Raw genomic sequence first — 20,398 nt, 5'->3', positions numbered from 1 at the left:
AATTGTTGCGACAGCTTGCAACACACGCTTAAGACTTATGACCACCATTCTTTCAGCCAGAATGGTGGTTTTTTAGCTGTCGTTGTCCCTAAGTGAGCTAAAGTCAAGGACGGCCAGCTTCGGTTCGCTGGAAAAGGGGCCGTTTAATGTAAGTTTATATGTCCACGAATGTGATTGTTGTTAGGGTGGTTTTTCGATAGAGTAGACCTATGAATTGAGAGGGCGTGATCAAATGACGGCAACAATTACAATTCGACCGCTTCAGCGCGCAGAATTAACGACGCTATGGCAACTAGGTTTTAGTGATCCAAATGCGGAGTGGATGCGCTGGAATGGACCGTATTTTCATGACCAACTACCGACTCAAACAGACTTTGAGACAATTATTGGCCCCCGTGATTGGTTGATTCGACCGCGTAACTGGGTCATCACACGGGATGGTGTGATTGTCGGCAGTGTTAATTGGCACTTTGTGGATGGTTCCCTCAAACGCTGGTTAGAGGTAGGCATCATTATCTATAATCAGGAGCATTGGGGTGAGCATATTGGGCGCACCGCGTTGACTAAATGGTTGACCCACTTATTCCAAGAGGAGACGACTTTGCCGCACATTGGATTGACAACGTGGTCGGGGAATACGCGGATGATGCGGTTAGCGGAAGCCGTGGGATTAAAGCAGGAGGCTCGGATTCCACAAGTTCGTTATTGGCAAGGGCAGTATTATGACTCGGTCAAGTATGGGATTATAAGGAATGACTGGCAAGTACAAAAAGATTAAAAGAAAACGTTTGTTCCCCTTGTGAAAGTACGGTATGATAGAACCGTACTTAAAAAAGACGGGGTGGAAGAGAATCATGGTGAAATTAATGCGACGCGTTGGCATAGCGGGTCTCTTGAGTTTGAGCTTACTGTTGGGTGGTTGTAGCTTGTTAACGTCTGGTACGGATACGACGAGTTCGACGACTAGTCAGCAGTCTGAATCCAGTCGTAATCAAACGACCAGTACGACTGGTAATACACAACAAACTTACAAACAACTGGCAAAAATGACTTATCAATCGGGCAGTGCTGCGGCCATCAAAGTTAATAGCGGTAAGAGTACGCTGGCAGCGAGTCAGTGGAAAAATTCCAAGATTGATTACGGTAATTTAGATTCATTGAATCGGACAACCACGGACACGGCTTACTTGAGCAAGGCCAATTTAGGACGGTCTGAAGGACGGACGGCGCAAACGTGGAGCCCAACTGGCTGGCATAATCAACCGATTACCGTTAATGGTAAGCGGGTCTATCCGCAAAATCGCGGGCACTTGATTGCTTACACGTTATCCTTTAACTTGACGTCTAATGGGCAGTATCGCGCTGGTGAAGATGGTAGCTTAGATAATCCGAAAAACTTGGCAACTCAGACGGCCTACTCGAATCAAAAAACGATGCAGATTTATGAAGATCAAGTGCGTACGGCGTTAGAACAAGGTAAAAAAGTCATTTATCGTGTGACGACGGTTTTCCGTGGCAACGAATTGATGCCTCGTGGTTACTGGTCGCAAGCAGTCTCAACCGATGGCAGTGTCAATTTCAACGTCTATATTTGGAACGTTGAGCCTGGCGTTAGCTTCGACTATGCTACTGGTCGTGGGAAAGCGGACTCGGCGATGCAGGTTGCTGGGGCTGATAAAGTCAGCAGTAGTCAGAATACAAGTACGAGTCGCTCGTCTCAATCGACGACCACTAGTAAGCAAGTCGAGCGCGAGTTGGTTAAGTATGGTTACAAATATGTGAAGAAGGCGTTGAATTAAACGGCAAGACAGTCATCTAGGTCAGCATAATGGGCACGGTCGGCTGTTAAACGTCGTTGTTTCATACAACAATTTAATCTAAATGTCCTGTTTTACGACAAAAGGTTCAAAGTAGGACTAGCAAAGTTTCACTGAGCGATTATACTGTAGTTATTCGAGTTACTTAACCGCCGTTAATTTGCTGATGTTTCTGTCATTATTAACAAGTAACGCGATGTCTTAGATCATGGGGCCTTCCCAAACACCTATGATTTTCCATACAACGGCTCCGGCTCCCAACCGGACGTTGCTATCAATCGTTTTGATTGCTAGTACTAATTACCCTTGGAGACGTCTGACTGCGTGGTCAGGCGTCTTTTTTTTTGCGTCAAATGCGACAAAAATAATAATTTGTCGCGTTTATCGACAAAGTGAATTTAGGTGTTGCAAACGGATTCAAAAAGTTTTATCATTGATACATTCGAACATTAGAATATAAGAATATAGGAGGCTAATCGCATGGTCAGTAGTGAAGAAGCACTGCAAGAATTTCGAGAAACAATTCCGATCTTTGAAGTCTTAGCCGATGAACGGCGTCAACAAATCATGATTGAACTTTCGCAACACGCGCAGGGCATGACTGTTGGTGAATTAACTGAACGGATGCATATTTCGCAACCGGCCGTTTCGCATCAATTGAAGACGTTAAAGGAACGACACTTTGTCGCAGTTGAACATCAGGGGACCCGTAACTATTATCGGGTGACGTTTGACGCGCCACTAACGCAAGTTGAGCATTTGATTCACACGCTTAAGGCGGACTTGGAATTGAAACCGTACTTGCACTAAACTGCATGAACACCAGCAATCGTTGCACGGGGATGCAGCGGTGTTTTTATGGCAACTATATTCTTCTATTCGAATATAAGAATTCAAAAACGGGGTGATGGTAATTTCAATTCGTACGGAGCTGGATTTACAGCGGGCGATGTACCAATTGTTGGAGCAACGTTCAATCTCACAAATTACGGTTGAGCAGATCTGTAAGCAAGCATTTATACATCGCAGTAGTTTTTATCGTTATTATACGGATAAATTTGATTTGCTCAGGCAGATGGTGATGCACACGTTAGATGAACTATTGGCTGCTGAGCGAACTGATACGGTTGGTTCGGCAATTATGTCGACGTTTATCGGGGCGCACACGCAAGTTTTACGACATTTATTAGTGACGAACAATGAGGGTGACAATACCCGTTCTCAACAAGTGATCAATGACTGTTTTGTCACGGTCGCCGAGACGGGTGCGGATGATCGGGTTTTTGCGATGATTCGCCAGTCGCAGCATCCCGATTTGACGGCGTACTTAGTCAGTGGGGTCGTCACAAGTATTGTCCAGTGGCTCAATAACGGTCATCGTGATGGTCAGGCGGCCAGCACGCAGGCGATGATTCAGGGGACGCTTGCGACGGTGTTTTCACTTGAGCAACATACAGTTTAATTATTTGAAGGAAGGTTTCAGGTTGTGAAAATGATACGCGACGAATGGCGGTCAATTCGTCATAGCAAAATACTATGGATTTCAGTTTCAGTCATGATTTTGATCCCGTTTTTATACAGCATCTTCTTCTTGAAGTCGGTGTGGGATCCATATGGGGATACGCAAAACTTACCAGTGGCTGTCGTTAATGAAGATAAGTCAGTGAACTATCAAGGCGAAAAGTTTGCAGTTGGTAAGCAAGTCGTGACGAATTTAAAGAAAAATAACGATTTGGATTGGCACTTTGTGTCGGCTAAAAAAGCCAAGCAGGGATTGAAAGACCGGAAATATTACACGGTCGTCACGATTCCTAGCAATTTCTCAAAAAATGCCACAACGATGACGGATACCAATCCGAAAAAGATGAACTTGCATTATGAGACCAACGAATCGTTGAACTATATTGCTAAGGTCATTACCGATACTGGTGTTTCACGAGTTAATAAGAGTATTCGGGCGCAAGTCACTGAGGCCTACGCATTAGCAATCTTCAAGCAGATTCGGACTGCCGGTAAGGGCTATCAAAAAGCCGCCGATGGGGCTACCAAGCTTAAAGATGGTGGCGTTGAACTGCAGGATGGCTTGACGACGTATACGACGGGCGTTCGTACGTTGAAGAACGGGACGACTGAGCTGAATACGAAAGTGCAGCAATTACCTGCTGGGATTGCTAAGCTTGCTGATGGTGGTAGTGCGTTGAAGACCGGTCTGGATACGTTGAATAGTAAGACCGGGGCGTTGGCTAGTGGCGTCAGTCAGCTACAGGATGGTTCCGGGCAAGTTACTAGTGGGCTTGGAACGTTGAATGGTAAGACTGGGGCGTTAGCTAGTGGCGTCAGTCAGTTGGCAACTGGGTCAGCAAAAGTAAGCAATGGTCTGACGACATTGAATGGCAAAACTGGTACATTATCAAATGGTGTTGTTAAGCTAGCAGACGGCTCTAAGGCCTTGCAAGTAGGAATTGTAAAATATACTGGTGGTGTTTACACTGTCTCGCAAGGGTTAAGCAAACTGAATAGTCAAACAGGAGAGCTTTCAACAGCAGTTCCATTGCTTGCAAAGGGCTCATCTAAACTGGAAAGTGGTGTTTCTGACTATACTGACAATGTTAAAATAGTTGACGGCAAGTTAAAGAAGGCAACTGCCAGTGCTGGCCAGCTGAGTGATGGTGCTACTAGGCTAAAGAATTCAACTGATGGATTAAATGAAAACTCAACTAAATTGCTTTCTGGGGCAACACAGGTTAACTCTGCTGTTGAAGGGCTCTATAGTGGAAGTAATAGAATTACAACAGGCTTAGCTGCTTTGCATAGTGCTGCAACATCCAACCAGGAAAAAGAGCAAGTTGAAAAGTTACAGTCAGGGATGACTGGGATGAATTCAACTTTGAAGGATGTCGATGCATTAATTTCAAGCTTAAAGAATAACGTTGATACATCAAAGATTTCGGCTTTAAATAGGGCAATTAATAGTGATGTTGCAACTTTAACGGCGTCAACAGATGAAACTAATATAAGTGCGGAAATCAATACTAAGATTGAAAGTATCAAAGAATCACAAAATTTAACAGATGAACAAGTGAAAGCACTTGAAGCTACACTATCTGGAGTTGGCAAAAGTACCTCAGATAATGTTGCCAAACAACAGGCAGCAACGGATTTAAGCAATAAAATGAAGCAGATTCAAACAACTTTGGGAATTGTTGGAAAAGCTAACAACGTTAATGTCAGTTTGGCACAAAGTTTTGGTGGCTTGGAAAGTGGCGTAAACGAATACATTGAATCTGTTAATCAATTAGCTGACCAGATTGAAAATTTACGGGGTGGTTCTGAAGAAGTAACAAAAACTTTGAAATTGCTTCAATCTGGAACAGGTGATCTTAAGAATGGATTAACGACGCTGAATGGTTTGGTTCCAGGATTAACTTCAGGAATTTCAACCTTATCTAGTTCAACAACAGCGTTGTCCTCGGGACTGGGGTTGCTTTCTAATGGTGTTACCTCACTTAATAACAATTCAGCAAATCTTAATAGTGGTGCTAGTCAAGTACAAACAGGGCTAACAAAATTAAATGGTAAGATTCCGTCCTTAGTTGGTGCAATTAGTCAGTTGAGTAATGGTGCTGCAGCATTGAATGAAAATTCTGCTACATTGAATAATGGTGTTGACCAAGTGGCTTCAGGTAATCAGCAGCTAAATGAACAGGTACCAACTTTAGTGTCGGCTATTAGCTTACTTACTGGTGGGGCCAACCGAGTAACAACTGGCCTTGTAACACTAAATGGTCAAGTACCAGCCCTAACAAGTGGCGTTCAGCAACTCTTTGTTGGCTCTAGTAAGGTCACAAATGGTTTAGTAACGTTAAACGGTCAAGTACCAGTCCTAGTAAGCGGTGTCCAACAACTTGACACCGGTGCCGGTCAACTAAACACTGGTTTACAAACCTTACAAGGTAGTACTGGTCAATTAACGAGTGGTGTCAGTCAATTAAATGACGGTGCCATCCAGCTTGACAACAACTCTGCTAAACTCCTATCCGGGACAAAGCAGATCAAGAACGGTAACAAGACACTCGCGACTTCCTTACAAGAAGGTGCGGATCAAGTTAACGCGACACCATTAAAGAACGCGAATGCGAAAATGATGGCGGCGCCAACTAAGACGTCCTATAAGGACTACACGCACGTGCCAAACTATGGTCATGCGTTAGCACCTTACGTCTTGTCACTGGCCTTGTATGTTGGGGCAATCGTCTTCAACTTCGCTTATCCAATTCGACGGATTGCGGATGACGACGGCACGCCAACACAATGGTTCTGGAGTAAAGTTGCCGTTGGTGGTCCCGTAGCACTTGCGATGGCGGTCATCGAAGCGACAGTGTTATTAGTTGCTGGTTTGAAACCAATCAGTGTACCTGAATACTACTTGACGGCAATCATGATTGCCTTAGCGTCAATGTTCCTAGTCATGTTCTTATCGATGCTATTCGATAACCCAGGACGGTTCGTCGCAATGGTTATCTTGATGCTACAACTTGGTGGTTCTGGTGGGACATTCCCAATGGAAATTACCAACAAGTTCTTCAACGTTATTCACCCGTACTTGCCATTAACGTACTCGATTCAAGCGTTCCGGCAAGCCTTAACTGGTGGTTGGGGTAGTGGTATCTTCTGGTCATCAATCGTTGTCTTAGCAGGAATTACGATTGTGTCGCTGGGCTTACTGTGGGCTTCCATGGTCTTCCTCAAGCAACACGATATGCAAGTTCCAGCCGAGGCTGAAATTCAGATGAAAGCTGGTAAGTAATTACTGGTAATCATATTATCGCGCTTCCAAGACGAAAAACCGCGTCTTGGGGGCGCGATTTTTATTTGGATTTAAGATACTTCTGGTAAGTTCAGCTGATGTCGAAAAAAGTACACATCGAATTTTTAGCAACTGCATTATGGACTAATGCAAAAGCACTCATGGTCAAATATGCCGCCATCAAGTTTGTGATCATTGTAGTATTGGATATCTCCTTAGATCTGTTTAGCCCAATATGTTAAAGCTAAATATCTGAAAAAATAGATGACATATGATTATCTCATGCTATCATATAAGGACAAAGTATAATACCGGTAAAAACTGGGAAACGTATTATGAAAAGGGGTAGTTTAACTGTGTTACGTGCACTATCGTTATCGGCTGTAGGGCTGATTGTGTCAATTTTTTTCCATGTTATAAATGCCAACTCGAGTACTTTTACAGAGCAAAGCGTTACAACTGAACAAAACGTGATTTATGACAAGGATGGCAATCAGGTTCCACTATTTGATGCATCATCTCAAGAACCAGTTATCGAAGACCGGGGCCCGAAACAACCAACAACCGTCAAGCGGTTGGGTAAAGGGCAATCTTGCCAAGTAAATAAATTTTCTGGTTCAAGAATGCGCTATGGCAGATATATGGGTGGTGTAACTGGAAACGCTAAGAACGTTAGCTTTTCAGAAAAAAAGGGTGCTTTTACGGGTTACATTACTGATCGTCCTGATCTAAGCACTGTGGCACAGTATTTTACAGCAACTCCAAGTGGCGGTCCTTACCACGCCGCCTTCCATGGTCTTCTTTACTTTGAGGCTGACAATCCAGTACCTGGTCCAAACTATTTTATGCAAGTTCACTAAAACCGTAATAATTTGCCCGCAACGGTATAAAGTCGACTATGCAGTCAGCTTTATGTATTTATATCCAATACGCGTTGTGCTAGTTACTTTGTCATGAAACAATTATGACAGCTGACTTTTCCGGTTGTTATCTGAAAGTATTAAAATCGGTGCTAATGTCTTGCCAGTGGCTAAGCCTAAGTTTGACGATTGGCTGAATGACTAGAATAATCTATCTAGAAAATAATAGTCGATTGCTGCATTCGAAGTTGTTCAGGTGTTAAAAAGGTAACTGCCAAGACGAAAATGTTTTGCGGTTGGTACTAGTGAAGTTAGGCGTTAGTTGGTAAATGGTTTTTTATATGGGACGAATTTACAATTGAAGTGCAACAAATGATCAAAAAGAAGACTCACAGCCTGAGTCCTTGTAAAATATAGTCACCACAACTTACTTACAAGGAGGACTCAGACTATGAGCCTATATCATCATCTTACCTTAAATGACCGTGAATGCCTACTAGTTGGGCTAACTTTAAAACAGTCTTACCAGGCCATTGCCCAACGCATCGGTTGTTCTAAAGCGACTATTTCACGGGAAGTTAGCCGGAATGGTGGTCGTTCTAAATATTCCGCAGTTAATGCGCAACTAAATTATGAGCGTCAACGTTTGAAAAGTCGACGGCCACGGATCTTATCGCAAACTGATATCCGGGCATTTGTCATTAATTGTATCGTCCATCGTAAATGGTCCCCAGAACAAATCGCAGGACGGCTAAATTTTGAGCATAGTAACTGGAAAATCAGTTACAACACAATTTATCGTGGAATTGCTTTGAATAATCTTGGTGAAAAGCGTAAAAGTCATGGTGCCCGTGGATTCGCCCGCCAATTAAGACATCGAGGTAAAACGCGCAAAGTTAAGGGAACTATCAAGGAACGGCGTGGTCGTTTTAACGATGTACCTTCAATCCACGACCGCCCACTTTCGGCTGAAAATAGAACTCGGTTTGGTCACTGGGAAGGTGACACAGTGCGTGGTAAAACCGGACGTTCAGCGCTGGTGACGCTGGTAGACCGTAAATCACGGTATTTATTAGCGGAACGGGTAAGTAAAGTCGCAGCTAAACCCGTGGCACAAGCTATGATGGACTTATTAAATAGCGTCACACCGGAACGGGTAAAGACACTTACACCTGATCGTGGAACTGAGTTTGCCAATTATCAAGACGTCATTGACACTTTAGAAATACCGGTATTTTTTCCAGATCCACACGCACCACAACAACGTGGAACCAATGAAAATACTAACGGTTTAATTCGTGAATATTTCCCCAAAGGAACTGATTTGAACGATTTAAATGACCAAGAGATTATCGCATTCGTCACAGATTTAAATAACCGTCCACGCAAGGTCTTGGGATGGAAAAGTCCAAGTGAAGTTTTCTTCGGCAAAAAGTTGCGCTTGATTTGACAATTCGTCGGTACAAGAAAGGCTCGGGTACGCTAACCCGGGCCTTTTTGGTATAGTTTCAAAGTATTAAAGAATTAATTTCCAAAAATACAGCAATCAATCCACTTGCAAGACTAACGATGCTATCAGTCAATCCTAGTTTTGCCCCGCTTCAAGCCGTTTAACATGCAAAACACTAACCAAAATGGCGATTGCCAACACGAATAATAGCAAGAAATCCAATTTGCTCCCCATAATTGTTCCAGTCACAGTCGGGTGATGAATTTCATAGCCGGCAATTACAGCGGACATAATACTGGTCCCGATTGAACCGGCGTACTGTTGCATCATACTGAACATCGAGTTTTGATCGGATTTTTGAGGCAGAGGGACGCGGGTGCTACCATCCGAAATCGCGGTTCCAAAACCGGTATTAAAGCCGACACGTAGTAGCGCGTAGATGACAGCCATGATGATGACTGTGAAGTAATCGGTTGTCAGCCAGAATAATAGTAAGGCGGCGCTCGCCATGATGGCACTAAATGTTAATAAGGTCGTTGGGCCTTGTTTATCGTAAATTCGACCGGCGATTGGCCCAGTGATGGCGCCGACGATTGCGCCGGGCAACATCATGAGCCCCGCCGTCATGGCCGAAGCCCCAAGAACGGTTTGGGCGAAAAGTGGCAGGACGAACGACAACCCGATATTAATGAATTGTAAACCAAAGTAATTAAATAGCCGAAGTCGCAAGATTGGCAATTTGAGAATTGAATAATCGATCAGTTGGCGACGCCCCTTGATGGCGTACGTCACCATTGCACCAATCATCACGATGCTCCACAGACACCAGAGGCCGAAGTTCGGCGACAGCCAGCCGTGAGTTCCCGCGTTGTTAAACGTGAACAACAGACTAGTGAAGGTGATGGCTAAAAGGATTGCGCCCAGATAGTCGAATTTTTTATCGCCAACACCTAAGGCCTTCCCCGAAATGTTGAACGCCCCTAAGATTGCCAGTAATGCCAATAACGGTACGATACCAACGAAAATTACCCGCCATGACCAGACGCTAGTTAAAATCCCGCCATAAGTTGGTCCGAGAGCCGGGGCTAGAGACACGATGACACTAGCTAAACCAGTATAAGTTCCTAGTTGATTGCGAGGGACGTAAGTGAAAATCAACTGGAACATCAGTGGAATCGAAATCCCAGTGGCTACGGCCTGTAAAAGGCGGCCAGTTAATAATACGGGGAAATTCGGCGCTAACCAACAAAGAATGCCCCCAAGCAGACACACGAGGGCGGCAAATAAGAATAAGGGCTTGGGGTTAAACCGCTTTAGAACATAGGCCGTGGTACTCATGACAATGGTTGTCAGTAATAGGTAACCGGTCGTCAGCCACTGGACGGTATCTAGTGAAACCCCCATTGTTTTAATCAGCGTGGGGAACGTCACATTCATCGATGTTTCCACGAGAATCCCGACAAATGAGAGTAAACCAACGGATAAGATTGCCAGTTTGGTTTTTAAAGTGACGGTACTTGGTTGGGACACAATCAACACTCCTTATAAAAATAATTGGCGTATTTTGGACAGCTCACCAAGCCCAATAGTCGGTGGTAAAAAATCAGTAATCTGAATTTTTACGATTGAAAGGGACGATCGTAATGACCGCCCCACTAACGTCCCCAGTTTAAGCTTATTTTCAATCTGGTGCAATCACTTTGCGTTCGGGATGGAACTTATCATTAAGGGGTTTGCGCGAGGTATGGTATTATAAAAAGTTGTCTAATTAAATTTTAATTAAATTATTGGAGGTGCGCTGTGAGTATATTTTTGAAATTAGGCTGGTATTTTCGGCGTGAATGGAAGTTGTACCTCGCGGGGGTGCTTGGACTAGTTTTGACTGCTATTATCGGCATTGTGCCGCCCCGGATTATTGGGGACGTTGTTGATGGGATTAATCAGCACAGCTTGACGGCGCACACGCTGACGGTCTATTTAGTTATTATTGGTGTGGCCGCCGTTGGTCAGTACCTGGCGCGTTATTTATGGCGGAATGCCATCTGGGGTGGTGCAGCCGGCCTTGAACGAACGCTGCGGGAACGACTCTTTTGGCATTTTATGAAGATGGATGCGACGTTTTATCAGCAATACCGTACCGGGGACTTGATGGCCCATGCGACCAATGATCTCACGGCGGTTGAACGGGTCGCTGGTGGTGGCATTCTCCAATTTGCGGATTCCATTATTACTGGTGGGACAACGCTGATTGCGATGATGACACTAATCGACTGGCGACTGACGCTGATTGCGGTGGTGCCTTTCCCATTATTAGCGGTCGTGTCACGGTATTTGGGTAAAAAAATTCACGTCGCGTTTCGTGCCTCCCAAGCCGCCTTTTCGCGACTGAATAATAAGGCCCAGGAAAGTATCAGTGGGATTAAAGTCATCAAAGCGCTAGGTCAGGAAAAGGCCGATGTTGCTGATTTTAATCAACAGATTGATCAGACGATTAAGATCAATCGGCATGTCAACGTACTCGACTCGCTATTTGATCCCGCGATTACCATGATTATTGCGTTATCTTACGGCGCCACAATTATTTTGGGCGGGTTGTACGTGACCCACGGTGTCATCACAATCGGTAACTTGGTCTCGTTCGTCACTTATTTGGGAATGATGGTCTGGCCGATGTTTGCGGTCGGGATGTTATTCAACACGATGGAACGGGGAAACGCCTCGTATGATCGGGTCATGGAATTATTGAATCAGCAAAGTGCCATTATTGATGCCAAACGGGGCATTGAACAGCGCCCGCATGGTGATATTCAGTATCAAATCAAGCAGTTCAATTATCCCAACGATGCAGGAACCAGTCTGAGTAACGTGGACTTTACTTTGAAGGCGGGACAGACGCTCGGAATTGTCGGGCGGGTTGGTGCTGGTAAATCAACGATTATGAAACTGATTTTGCGTGAATTTGATCAGTACGAGGGCCACATTACTTATGGTGGTCACGATATTAAGCAGTATGCGCTTGATAGTTACTTACCAGCCCTTGGTTATGTGCCCCAAGATAGTTTTCTGTTCTCGAATACGATTCGTGAAAATATTCGTTTTGCCGATCCGACTGTGAGTCAAGCCGTTGTGGAAGCGGTCGCCGCCAAGAGTGATTTGAGTGGTCAGATTGCCAGCATGCCCGCTGGTTACGATACCCAAGTTGGTGAGGAAGGTATCTCGCTATCTGGAGGGCAACGCCAACGACTAGCCATTGCGCGGGCCTTACTCATCAATCCTGAATTGCTGATCTTAGATGATGCGTTATCCGCGGTTGATGCCGAAACTGAGGCAGAAATTTTAGCTAATCTAAAGGCAGAACGAGCAGACAAAACGACGATTATCGCGGCCCACCGGTTAAGTTCGGTGATGAACGCTGATGAAATCATTGTGTTGGATGCCGGTCACGTTGTTGAACGAGGGACCCACGCGCAATTAATGACGCAACACGGGTGGTATCAGAAGATGTTTACGCGCCAACAATTGGAGACCAAAGTGGAAGGAGCGGTGCAATAATGGCAGCACGTCAATCGGTATGGGCACGTTCCATGCCTGTTAAGGAACAACTCACGGTTATTCGGCGACTATTGCCGTATGCGAAACCGTTCAAATGGTTTTTTATTGCGGCCATCGTTTTTTCCGGTCTGATTAGTGTGGTTAATATCTATCTACCGCGTGTATTACAGACCTTTATTGATCATTATCTCAAAACAGGACACGCCACGGTACCGGTCATGTGGTACTTTGCGGGCCTGTATTTCTTCGGCATGGTTGTGCGCGCGTTGATGCAGTTCGTACAGAACTTCAGTAGTACGATGGGGGCAGAATATATGCTTGAAAATGTCCGCCGACAAATGTTCGCCAAGTTGCATCGGATGGGCATGCGCTACTTTGATCAAGTCCCTGGTGGCTCAATTTTGTCACGCCTGACTAACGATACGATGTCGTTTTCCAATTTTTGGGCGTTGTTTAATACATTATTTACCGCCTTTTTTGCGGTGATTTCGTCGTTTGTCGCGATGTATCTCACCGATGCGCAGATTGCCTTGTGGTTATTGGTTTTCATGCCTTTTTTGGCTGTAACGATTTGGTATTATCAACGGTATAGCTCACGGGTTTACCGGCGAATGCGGGAACGGCTCAGTGAGTTGAATACCAAGTTGAGTGAAGCAATTACTGGAATTAGTGTTATTCAGCAATTTCGACAAGAACACCGCATCAATGGTGAATTTGATCATACCAATGATGCCTATTTTAAGACCCGCCAAGCGATGATCCGGACGAACTCATTATTATTAAGTCCACTGATCGACTTGTTTTATGCGTTAGGGACGGTCATGGTTCTGGGAATCTTCGGGGTTCGTGGACTCAATGGTTATGTGGCTGCCGGGGTCGTTTACGCGTTCATCACGTACCTGAATAACTTCTATAATCCGATGACGTCGATGATGGATAATTTGTCAGACTTTCAAGATGGCGTCGTCGCCGGATCACGGGTTTTACGGGTCATGGATGATCCAACGATTGCCCCGACCCAACACGCCGATCCTACGGCTAAGATTACGCGCGGTAAGATTGAATTTCGGCACGTCACCTTTGCCTATGACGGCCAGCATCCGGTCTTAAAAGACGTTTCATTCGTGGCTGAACCAGGCCAAACGGTGGCACTAGTTGGTCAGACGGGGAGTGGAAAAACGTCGACGATTAATGTTTTGATGCGGTTTTATGAGTTTCAGTCAGGAGAAGTCTTAATTGATGATCGCGACATTCGTGAGTATCCGGCTGAGGAATTGCGACAGAAGATGGGGTTGGTCTTGCAAGAACCGTTTATGTTTTATGGTGATATTAATTCCAACATCCGAATGTTTAACGATCAGATTTCAGATGAACAAGTTCAAGCAGCGGCACGGTTTGTAAAGGCCGATGACTTCATCAACGATTTACCTGAGAATTATCAGTCACGTGTCATTGAGCGCGGGGCCAGTTATTCTTCAGGACAGCGGCAATTGATTTCATTTGCGCGGACGATTGTGACTGACCCTAAGATTTTAATCTTGGACGAAGCCACGGCGAACGTCGATACTGAGACCGAAGAGATGATTCAGACTGGTTTGGATCGGATTCAGGAGAACCGCACGACGATTGCGATTGCCCATCGCTTGTCCACGATTCAAAATGCTGATTTGATCCTGGTCTTAAATCAGGGGCAAATCGTTGAACGCGGGTCCAACGACGAGCTATTGCAACAGCATGGTTACTACTATGATATGATTCAGTTGCAAAATTCCGCTCACGTCGATTAAAGTGTGGTATGCTCGATTTAAATTAATTGAGGTGATGCCGAATGCGTCGAAAATTATCGTTAATGGTCGTGATGACTGTTATTAGTACGCTGGTTAAAGTGGGCTGGCAATTAATCTTAGCGCGTCATCAAGCGCCTAAAAAGTTAAAAATTAAGGTAAAACTGAAATAAACATTGTCGTCGTGTCGGTAGCGATGCTTACGGCGATTCAATCAGTTGTCATGACCGACCGTTCTGGAAAAGGTGTAACTTCCAGAATGGTCGGTTTTGTGTTGGAAAATTGAGTTGGCGGAGGTGGTCACGGTGAGTTGTGGTGGTGCCCACAAAACCGGTTTATCAGTGGTTCGACCTTAAAATCGGTCGGTGACACTCACTGCAGGATGTGGCCTGGTATGGTTGCAATCGTGCTGTTCATTTTTGGCCCAACACCTGGAGTACGGTGCCACGCTTGGATGTCGCCAGGCACATTGAAAATAATGATTGGTGACTAATAACGGTCATTAATTCCTAAAACGACTGGATGACGGATAACTATACGGAATGGCTATAATTGATTATTTGAACTAGGTATTTTACTCTGCCAACGGATCGCGTTTTAATAAAGAGGGTAATGAGTTAACGAAGGGAGTTGTGATGCAATGCAATATCGACAATTAGGAACATCCGATTTAAAAGTCTCGTCGATCGCACTTGGGTGTATGGGCTTTGGTGCGGGGACTGGAACGGCACTTAATCAGCGCTCATGGGCGGTTGGTCAAACGCAGGCGAACCAGGTACTTGATCGCGCGATATCACTGGGGATTAACTTTTTTGATACGGCGCCGGTCTATCAGGCGGGTGCGAGTGAACGTGTCTTGGGACAAGGCCTAAAGAAATTTCAGCGAGATCAATTGGTACTGGCAACTAAGTTTACGAATCGGACCACCCAAGAAATCGAGAATCATGTCAGTGGGCGTGAACACGTCTTGCGGTCCCTCGACCAGAGTCTACAGAATTTACAGACAGACTATGTTGATTTATATATTTATCATATCTGGGACTGGTTAACACCAATGGCTGAAATCATGGCTGGGCTTAATGAAGCCGTTCAGGCCGGTAAGGTTCGTTACATTGGGATTTCTAACGCCTATTCCTGGCAGATTGCGCAGATCAATGCGCTAGCGGTTCGTTATGGTTATCCACAATTTGTCTCGATCCAGAGTCATTATAATTTGGTCTATCGCGAAGATGAACGGGAACTGTTCAGTTATGCTCATGAGAACGGTTTGGCAACGACGCCGTATAGTCCATTAGCTAGTGGCCGATTGGCACATCCTTTTGGCACCCAGACTACTCGGCGACAACAGGATACGTTTGCTGATACCAAATACCAAGCTACCAGCGAGATGGATCAACCAATTGTTGATCGCGTTGAGGAACTGGCCCACCAACATCATGTTTCAATGGCGGCCATTAATTTGGCCTGGCTACAACAACGAGTAACGGCGCCGATTATTGGGGCAACTAAGCCGCATCATTTAGATGCAGTGGCTGAGGCAGCGGTGTTGGCGTTAACTGCTTCGGAAATACAGTACTTGGAAACCCCTTACCAACCCCATGACTTGGAGGGCGTGATGGCACTTAACCGGTCACGAACTAATAATTGGAATCAGTATTCCGGACAGTAAGCGAACAAGTTAGTTGACTTAACGTGCAGTTGAAGTAATACACTGATCCTATCGTGCGACTAAAGGTCCACGTTTCAGTATAAAGGAGTTATTGAGATTAAATTGAAAACAATCACACAACAGTATTTAACGGGCGAGCGGGCACTCTTTAAAGCTCACGACCTTGAAATCGACAATACAACGTTTGCTGATGGTGAATCACCACTGAAGGAAAGTCGCAATGTCACGTTGAAACAGCCAATCTTTAAGTGGAAATATCCCTTGTGGTACAGTCAACATGTGACTGTGGATCAAGGTTTGTTTGAGACAATGTCTCGCTCTGGCATCTGGTACACCAAGGATATTACGATTACGAATAGTACGCTACAGGCACCTAAGCTATTTCGGCGGGCCAGCCAAGTTAAGTTAGCGCACGTTCACTTTTCAGATGCGGAAGAAACGTTATGGAACTGCCAAGATATTACGTTGAATGATGTTCAAGCAGCTGGTAATTATTTTGGAATGAATAGCCAGAATATTCGCATTGATGGCTTCAACCTCGTCGGTAATTACGCCTTTGACGGTGCTAAGAACGTTGAAATTCATCATGCAACGCTGATGACCAAGGATGCGCTATGGAATTGTGAAAATGTTACCGTTTATGATTCACAAATCATTGGTGAATACCTGGGCTGGAATTCGAAGAATATTCGGTTCGTCAACTGTACGATTGAGAGCGATCAGGGCCTGTGTTACATGGATAATGTTAAGTTGGAAAACTGTACGTTACTCAATACGGACTTAGCTTTTGAATATTGTCGTAACATTGACGCTGACGTGATTTCAACGATTGATAGCGTTAAAAATCCGCTTAGTGGTCGGATTCATGCGCAAGCCATTGGTGAAATCATCATGGATGATCCTGAAGTAGATCCTCATCAGACCCTGATTAGTGTTGACCATGAAAGCCGTGCACCCCATGCCGTTTGATTTTGAGACCGTGCTTAATCGGCGGCACACAAATGCCGTTAAGTGGGACGTCGCGGATGATGAGTTGCCGATGTGGGTCGCTGACATGGACTTTGAAACGGCACCAGTTATCAAGCAAGCGTTGATAAAACGCGCCCAGTTTGGCGTCTTCGGTTACGAAGAAGTCCCCATGGCTTACTATGAAGCCGTGGCAGACTGGTGGGCAACGGAACACAACTTCCGTCCGCAAATTGAGTGGTTGATGTTCTGCACCGGCGTCGTTCCGGCGATTTCATCAATTGTTCGTAAAATGACAGCGGCTGGCGATAACGTGTTAGTTCAGGCTCCGGTTTATAATATCTTCTATCATTCAATTGAAAACAATGGCCGGCATACCTTGAGTAGTGACTTAGTGGCACGTGACGCGTCGTACGCGATTGATTGGGACGATTTGACGACGAAACTAGCTGATCCGTTGACCACGATGATGATTTTATGCAATCCGCAGAATCCGATCGGCATCGTCTGGTCACGTGCGACGTTGCAGCGCCTCGGCGAGCTGTGCTTGAAATACCATGTGCTAGTCGTTGCCGATGAGATTCATTGTGACTTGACCCTTAACGGTAACGCGTACACGCCATTTTCATCATTGACTGCGCCAGTAGCACATAACAGTATCAGCTGTATCTCGCCAAGCAAGACTTTCAACGTGGCAGCCTTACACGCGGCAACGTTGATTATTCCCGATGCCCACGTCCGCGCATTAGTGAGCCGGGGGATCAACAATGATGAATTGGCTGAACCCAATTCGTTTGCGATTCCAGCCAGCATTGCGGCCTATACTGAAGGTCATGACTGGGTAGCCGCATTACGGACCAAACTAGCCGCCAATCAACGCCAAGTTCAGACTTATTTGACCGCTGAATTGCCGCAAGTCAAGTTGGTTGAGGCCCAAGCGACGTATCTATTATGGTTGGACGTGAGTCAAGTGACAACCGACAGTGCGGCTTTGGCTGCTTTTATTCGCCAACGAACCGGGTTGTTTTTATCAGCGGGCGATGTTTACCGTGGTGATGGCAACCGCTTCTTGCGACTGAATGTGGCTTGTCCAACGACTACCCTGACGGATGGATTGGCACGATTAAAAGCTGGTATTACGGCTTACCAACAAGTTCAAGCATAGTTGACGCGTATGGGGTGCAATTCCATAATGATTTCGCTATCATTAAGATAAGCTGGTTTGGTCTAGATGACCGCTGACAGTCCGTGATAACGGACCAGATAAGTTGGTTAATTCAAACCATTATTAAAAGATGAGGTGGAGGATAGTTATGGAAATTGGAATTATTGGTGCCGGTACGGTCGGCACAGTATTAGCCAAGACCTTTGCGCGCGGTGATCATCAAATCAAATTAAGTCGGCACAGTGGTGCGGCTAGTTTAGCAACACGGCGCGCCGAGTTTGCTGCCAATGTGGCTTTTGTAGAAGTTGCTGAAGCCTTACAACAACCGTTAGTCATTCTTGCGGTGCCGTTTGAACAGGCGCCGGCAGTATTAGCGCAGGTCGCCGATTATAAGCAACGGATCGTGGTGGACGTGACGAACCAGTTTACGGCTGACTTTAAGAAAATTAAGACGGCCCCGTTGACTGGAAGTGAAGTCATTGCTCGTGCAGCTAACAATGCCCGGGTCATTAAAGCCTTCAATACGATTCCGCCGGAGTTTATGGATGGGCACGTTGATGGGCCTGGAAAGCGGGTCTTGTTCTATGCGGGCGATGACGTTGCTGCCAAGAAAGAATTCGCTGCGCTCGTCCGGCCGTTGAATTTCCGCCCCGTTAACTTGGGCAAGCTTCGGCATGGCGGCAGTGTCATGCAAGTTGGCGGTGGACTAGGTAACACACACTTTGTTCAGATTGAAGAATAGTGGATTGTAAAAAGGGGTTCACTTTTGGACCAAAATAGTTAGTGCTGACCTTGTAAGAAAAGGTGTGGCTAGTGTCACTTTGATTGGGCCGTGCGGTGGGCATCAATTGACAGGTGTTCCTGCCAATCGATGCCGCGTGGTTAAATTTGAATCGTGTTATGGGTCATGAAGCCTGATTCTTACTGTGTCGTAACTGTAAGAATGGGGCTGCATGGCTTTTTTCAATTGAGGTTAATTATTGTTTATACGGTTTGATGAGGACAATGGTATTGATACGAGTCTAGTCAATCAAATCAGCCCACTTAGCTACGGAAATATCCGATAGGCACAATAAGAAGGACGTGAAAATTCTTATGTCTTTACGTTATTTTGGTTAAATAAAAGTGTGAACATTACCTGCTTTATATCGTATGAGATGCAGTGTGCCCATTCAATAGACTTTGCAGATTACGTTAATGAATTTCAACTATACGCACAATACATATTATTATATTTAGCCACGGGTGTTCTTAGTTCCCAGCTACCTATATACTAGATCAAGCAATGATACTTTCAACTATTATCGAAATTTATTGGAATAATGCAGGTTTTCCACTTACAGCGCCTGAATTTAATCTCCGCTGTCAAAGCAGGTGCATGGGCAATAACCCTTGTCTGACCTGATGAATCATAATAGTGTTATTCTTCAGGCGTATAATCATTTATTTTCTAATACCAAAAGCGTTGTGCTTCATTTCAATGAGAAATCTAGACACAACGTTTTTCATTAAATACTGCTATCTAAGCTAAGATACTTAGGTGACTTCAGAAAGAATTTTCTAAATTAATGTCTTCATATTCGAATGAGCTGCTCATGCTGATTTTCCAATCGACGCTATTCAAACAAGTTATCATACTTTTCGCTTATGGTTGCTTGTACTATTTGGTAACTCATTTTATAGATAAAAAAATTCAGCATAAAAAAATTTCTTATTGAAATTAGGCCTAGTTAAACTCCAAAAAAGAAATAAGACAAGGTGGGAAAAAATACGATTGATAATGCAACTGTTCTTACTGGCATCGATACCGGTCTTAGTCTTTAGTGAACTCGTGCTAAATACTGATTACCAGTACATGCTTTTGGTTTCTTCTATTATGAAGTGTGTTGGTTTCATTTCTTTTGTAATTGCGTTTGTGGATAGTTTAGGCCCAATAAAGGAGATGCAGCAGTTGATTGCTGGCGCGCAAAGCAGTGATACTTTAGACAGTGATAAAAAGGCGCTAGCGGTGACGAGCTTTAAAAAAATTAGATGGATGCTGATATTAAAGCAGGTATTAAAAGTACCCTTGCTTGTAATTCTTTTGAGCTTAAGCGTTGATTACCGGAGCGACGGCTACTTTTTATAAAAATTTGAATATAACTTATTTGTAAGCCTATTCCTTTAGCTATTTTTCTCGCACATTAATTGATAGCAAGCGTCAAGTGGATTAAATCTGCAAATCTTATCCCCTGAGAAGAAAGGGCACGTTTTGACAGCTTACCCAGATGAACTGTTATTAGCATTGTTTCACGGCCGAATCTTGAATTAAGCAACGACGACTGTTTT

The 20,398-nt window shown here is 44.7% G+C and carries 16 protein-coding genes; 15 read left to right on the top strand and 1 reads right to left on the bottom strand.

Features of this window, described 5'->3' with window-relative positions; genetic code table 11:
* Positions 1 to 232: 232 nt before the first annotated feature.
* The 7 genes from V7R88_RS11715 to V7R88_RS11685 all read left to right on the top strand — a co-directional run bounded on the left by V7R88_RS11715 (position 233) and on the right by V7R88_RS11685 (position 8,934).
* Positions 233 to 778: a GNAT family N-acetyltransferase gene (locus V7R88_RS11715; RefSeq protein ID WP_003644856.1), complete on the top strand. Its 546-nt coding sequence runs from the start codon at positions 233 to 235 to the stop codon at positions 776 to 778.
* A 76-nt stretch (positions 779 to 854) separates the two neighbouring features.
* Complete coding sequence (locus tag V7R88_RS11710) at positions 855 to 1,799, top strand: DNA/RNA non-specific endonuclease (RefSeq protein WP_057717524.1); 945 nt, start codon at positions 855 to 857, stop codon at positions 1,797 to 1,799.
* A gap of 498 nt (positions 1,800 to 2,297) precedes the next feature.
* On the top strand, positions 2,298 to 2,627 hold the full coding sequence (locus V7R88_RS11705; RefSeq protein WP_003642181.1) for an ArsR/SmtB family transcription factor: 330 nt from the start codon (positions 2,298 to 2,300) through the stop codon (positions 2,625 to 2,627).
* A 97-nt stretch (positions 2,628 to 2,724) separates the two neighbouring features.
* On the top strand, positions 2,725 to 3,279 hold the full coding sequence (locus tag V7R88_RS11700) for a TetR/AcrR family transcriptional regulator (protein WP_015825875.1): 555 nt from the start codon (positions 2,725 to 2,727) through the stop codon (positions 3,277 to 3,279).
* A gap of 24 nt (positions 3,280 to 3,303) precedes the next feature.
* A complete protein-coding gene (locus V7R88_RS11695) occupies positions 3,304 to 6,624 on the top strand; it encodes a YhgE/Pip family protein (RefSeq protein ID WP_129531765.1) in 3,321 nt (1,106 codons plus the stop codon).
* Positions 6,625 to 6,980: 356 nt separating this feature from the next.
* The gene (locus V7R88_RS11690; protein WP_054398280.1) at positions 6,981 to 7,484 is read left to right on the top strand and encodes a hypothetical protein; all 504 of its coding nucleotides are present in this window, start codon (positions 6,981 to 6,983) and stop codon (positions 7,482 to 7,484) included.
* Positions 7,485 to 7,935: 451 nt separating this feature from the next.
* Positions 7,936 to 8,934, top strand: a complete 999-nt coding sequence (locus V7R88_RS11685) for an IS30 family transposase (RefSeq protein ID WP_016527164.1) — start codon at positions 7,936 to 7,938, stop codon at positions 8,932 to 8,934.
* A 135-nt stretch (positions 8,935 to 9,069) separates the two neighbouring features.
* Here V7R88_RS11685 and V7R88_RS11680 read toward each other — a convergent pair whose 3' ends face one another.
* Positions 9,070 to 10,464, bottom strand: coding sequence for an MFS transporter (locus V7R88_RS11680; protein ID WP_054395874.1), 1,395 nt, complete (start codon positions 10,462 to 10,464; stop codon positions 9,070 to 9,072).
* A gap of 270 nt (positions 10,465 to 10,734) precedes the next feature.
* Here V7R88_RS11680 and V7R88_RS11675 point away from each other — a divergent pair, with 270 nt between their 5' ends.
* The 8 genes from V7R88_RS11675 (at position 10,735) to V7R88_RS11640 (ending at position 20,198) form a co-directional block, all read left to right on the top strand.
* On the top strand, positions 10,735 to 12,486 hold the full coding sequence (locus tag V7R88_RS11675) for an ABC transporter ATP-binding protein (RefSeq protein ID WP_011101957.1): 1,752 nt from the start codon (positions 10,735 to 10,737) through the stop codon (positions 12,484 to 12,486).
* The gene (locus V7R88_RS11670; protein WP_054395872.1) at positions 12,486 to 14,273 is read left to right on the top strand and encodes an ABC transporter ATP-binding protein; all 1,788 of its coding nucleotides are present in this window, start codon (positions 12,486 to 12,488) and stop codon (positions 14,271 to 14,273) included. The genes V7R88_RS11675 and V7R88_RS11670 overlap by 1 nt, the downstream gene beginning before the upstream one ends.
* A gap of 41 nt (positions 14,274 to 14,314) precedes the next feature.
* Complete coding sequence (locus V7R88_RS11665; RefSeq protein WP_003642173.1) at positions 14,315 to 14,443, top strand: hypothetical protein; 129 nt, start codon at positions 14,315 to 14,317, stop codon at positions 14,441 to 14,443.
* A gap of 467 nt (positions 14,444 to 14,910) precedes the next feature.
* Complete coding sequence (locus tag V7R88_RS11660) at positions 14,911 to 15,939, top strand: aldo/keto reductase (protein ID WP_057717434.1); 1,029 nt, start codon at positions 14,911 to 14,913, stop codon at positions 15,937 to 15,939.
* A gap of 102 nt (positions 15,940 to 16,041) precedes the next feature.
* Positions 16,042 to 16,908: a DUF3737 family protein gene (locus V7R88_RS11655; protein WP_057717435.1), complete on the top strand. Its 867-nt coding sequence runs from the start codon at positions 16,042 to 16,044 to the stop codon at positions 16,906 to 16,908.
* Positions 16,898 to 18,070 (top strand): MalY/PatB family protein, encoded by a 1,173-nt coding sequence (locus V7R88_RS11650; RefSeq protein ID WP_057717436.1) that lies wholly within the window; start codon positions 16,898 to 16,900, stop codon positions 18,068 to 18,070. Before V7R88_RS11655 ends, V7R88_RS11650 begins: the two co-directional genes overlap by 11 nt.
* A gap of 148 nt (positions 18,071 to 18,218) precedes the next feature.
* Positions 18,219 to 18,812, top strand: a complete 594-nt coding sequence (locus V7R88_RS11645) for an NADPH-dependent F420 reductase (protein ID WP_027821793.1) — start codon at positions 18,219 to 18,221, stop codon at positions 18,810 to 18,812.
* A gap of 1,038 nt (positions 18,813 to 19,850) precedes the next feature.
* Positions 19,851 to 20,198 carry a hypothetical protein gene (locus tag V7R88_RS11640; RefSeq protein WP_261764399.1) on the top strand — a complete coding sequence of 116 codons (348 nt, stop codon included), beginning with the start codon at positions 19,851 to 19,853 and terminating at the stop codon, positions 20,196 to 20,198.
* Positions 20,199 to 20,398: the final 200 nt, after the last annotated feature.

Origin of the sequence: Lactiplantibacillus argentoratensis, assembly GCF_037290055.1 — a bacterium.
Lineage (GTDB): Bacteria > Bacillota > Bacilli > Lactobacillales > Lactobacillaceae > Lactiplantibacillus > Lactiplantibacillus plantarum.
Note: the sequence above shows the minus strand (reverse complement) of the source record. Positions and strands in the feature narration are given on the sequence as shown.

Bases quoted from the DNA above. Each gene is read 5' to 3' on its own strand.
- V7R88_RS11715 (WP_003644856.1), top strand. From the start codon at position 233: ATGACGGCAACAATTACAATTCGACCGCTTCAGCGCGCAGAATTAACG.
- V7R88_RS11710 (WP_057717524.1), top strand. From the start codon at position 855: ATGGTGAAATTAATGCGACGCGTTGGCATAGCGGGTCTCTTGAGTTTG.
- V7R88_RS11705 (WP_003642181.1), top strand. From the start codon at position 2,298: ATGGTCAGTAGTGAAGAAGCACTGCAAGAATTTCGAGAAACAATTCCG.
- V7R88_RS11700 (WP_015825875.1), top strand. From the start codon at position 2,725: ATGGTAATTTCAATTCGTACGGAGCTGGATTTACAGCGGGCGATGTAC.
- V7R88_RS11685 (WP_016527164.1), top strand. From the start codon at position 7,936: ATGAGCCTATATCATCATCTTACCTTAAATGACCGTGAATGCCTACTA.
- V7R88_RS11670 (WP_054395872.1), top strand. From the start codon at position 12,486: ATGGCAGCACGTCAATCGGTATGGGCACGTTCCATGCCTGTTAAGGAA.
- V7R88_RS11665 (WP_003642173.1), top strand. From the start codon at position 14,315: ATGCGTCGAAAATTATCGTTAATGGTCGTGATGACTGTTATTAGTACG.
- V7R88_RS11660 (WP_057717434.1), top strand. From the start codon at position 14,911: ATGCAATATCGACAATTAGGAACATCCGATTTAAAAGTCTCGTCGATC.
- V7R88_RS11650 (WP_057717436.1), top strand. From the start codon at position 16,898: ATGCCGTTTGATTTTGAGACCGTGCTTAATCGGCGGCACACAAATGCC.
- V7R88_RS11645 (WP_027821793.1), top strand. From the start codon at position 18,219: ATGGAAATTGGAATTATTGGTGCCGGTACGGTCGGCACAGTATTAGCC.
- V7R88_RS11640 (WP_261764399.1), top strand. From the start codon at position 19,851: ATGCAACTGTTCTTACTGGCATCGATACCGGTCTTAGTCTTTAGTGAA.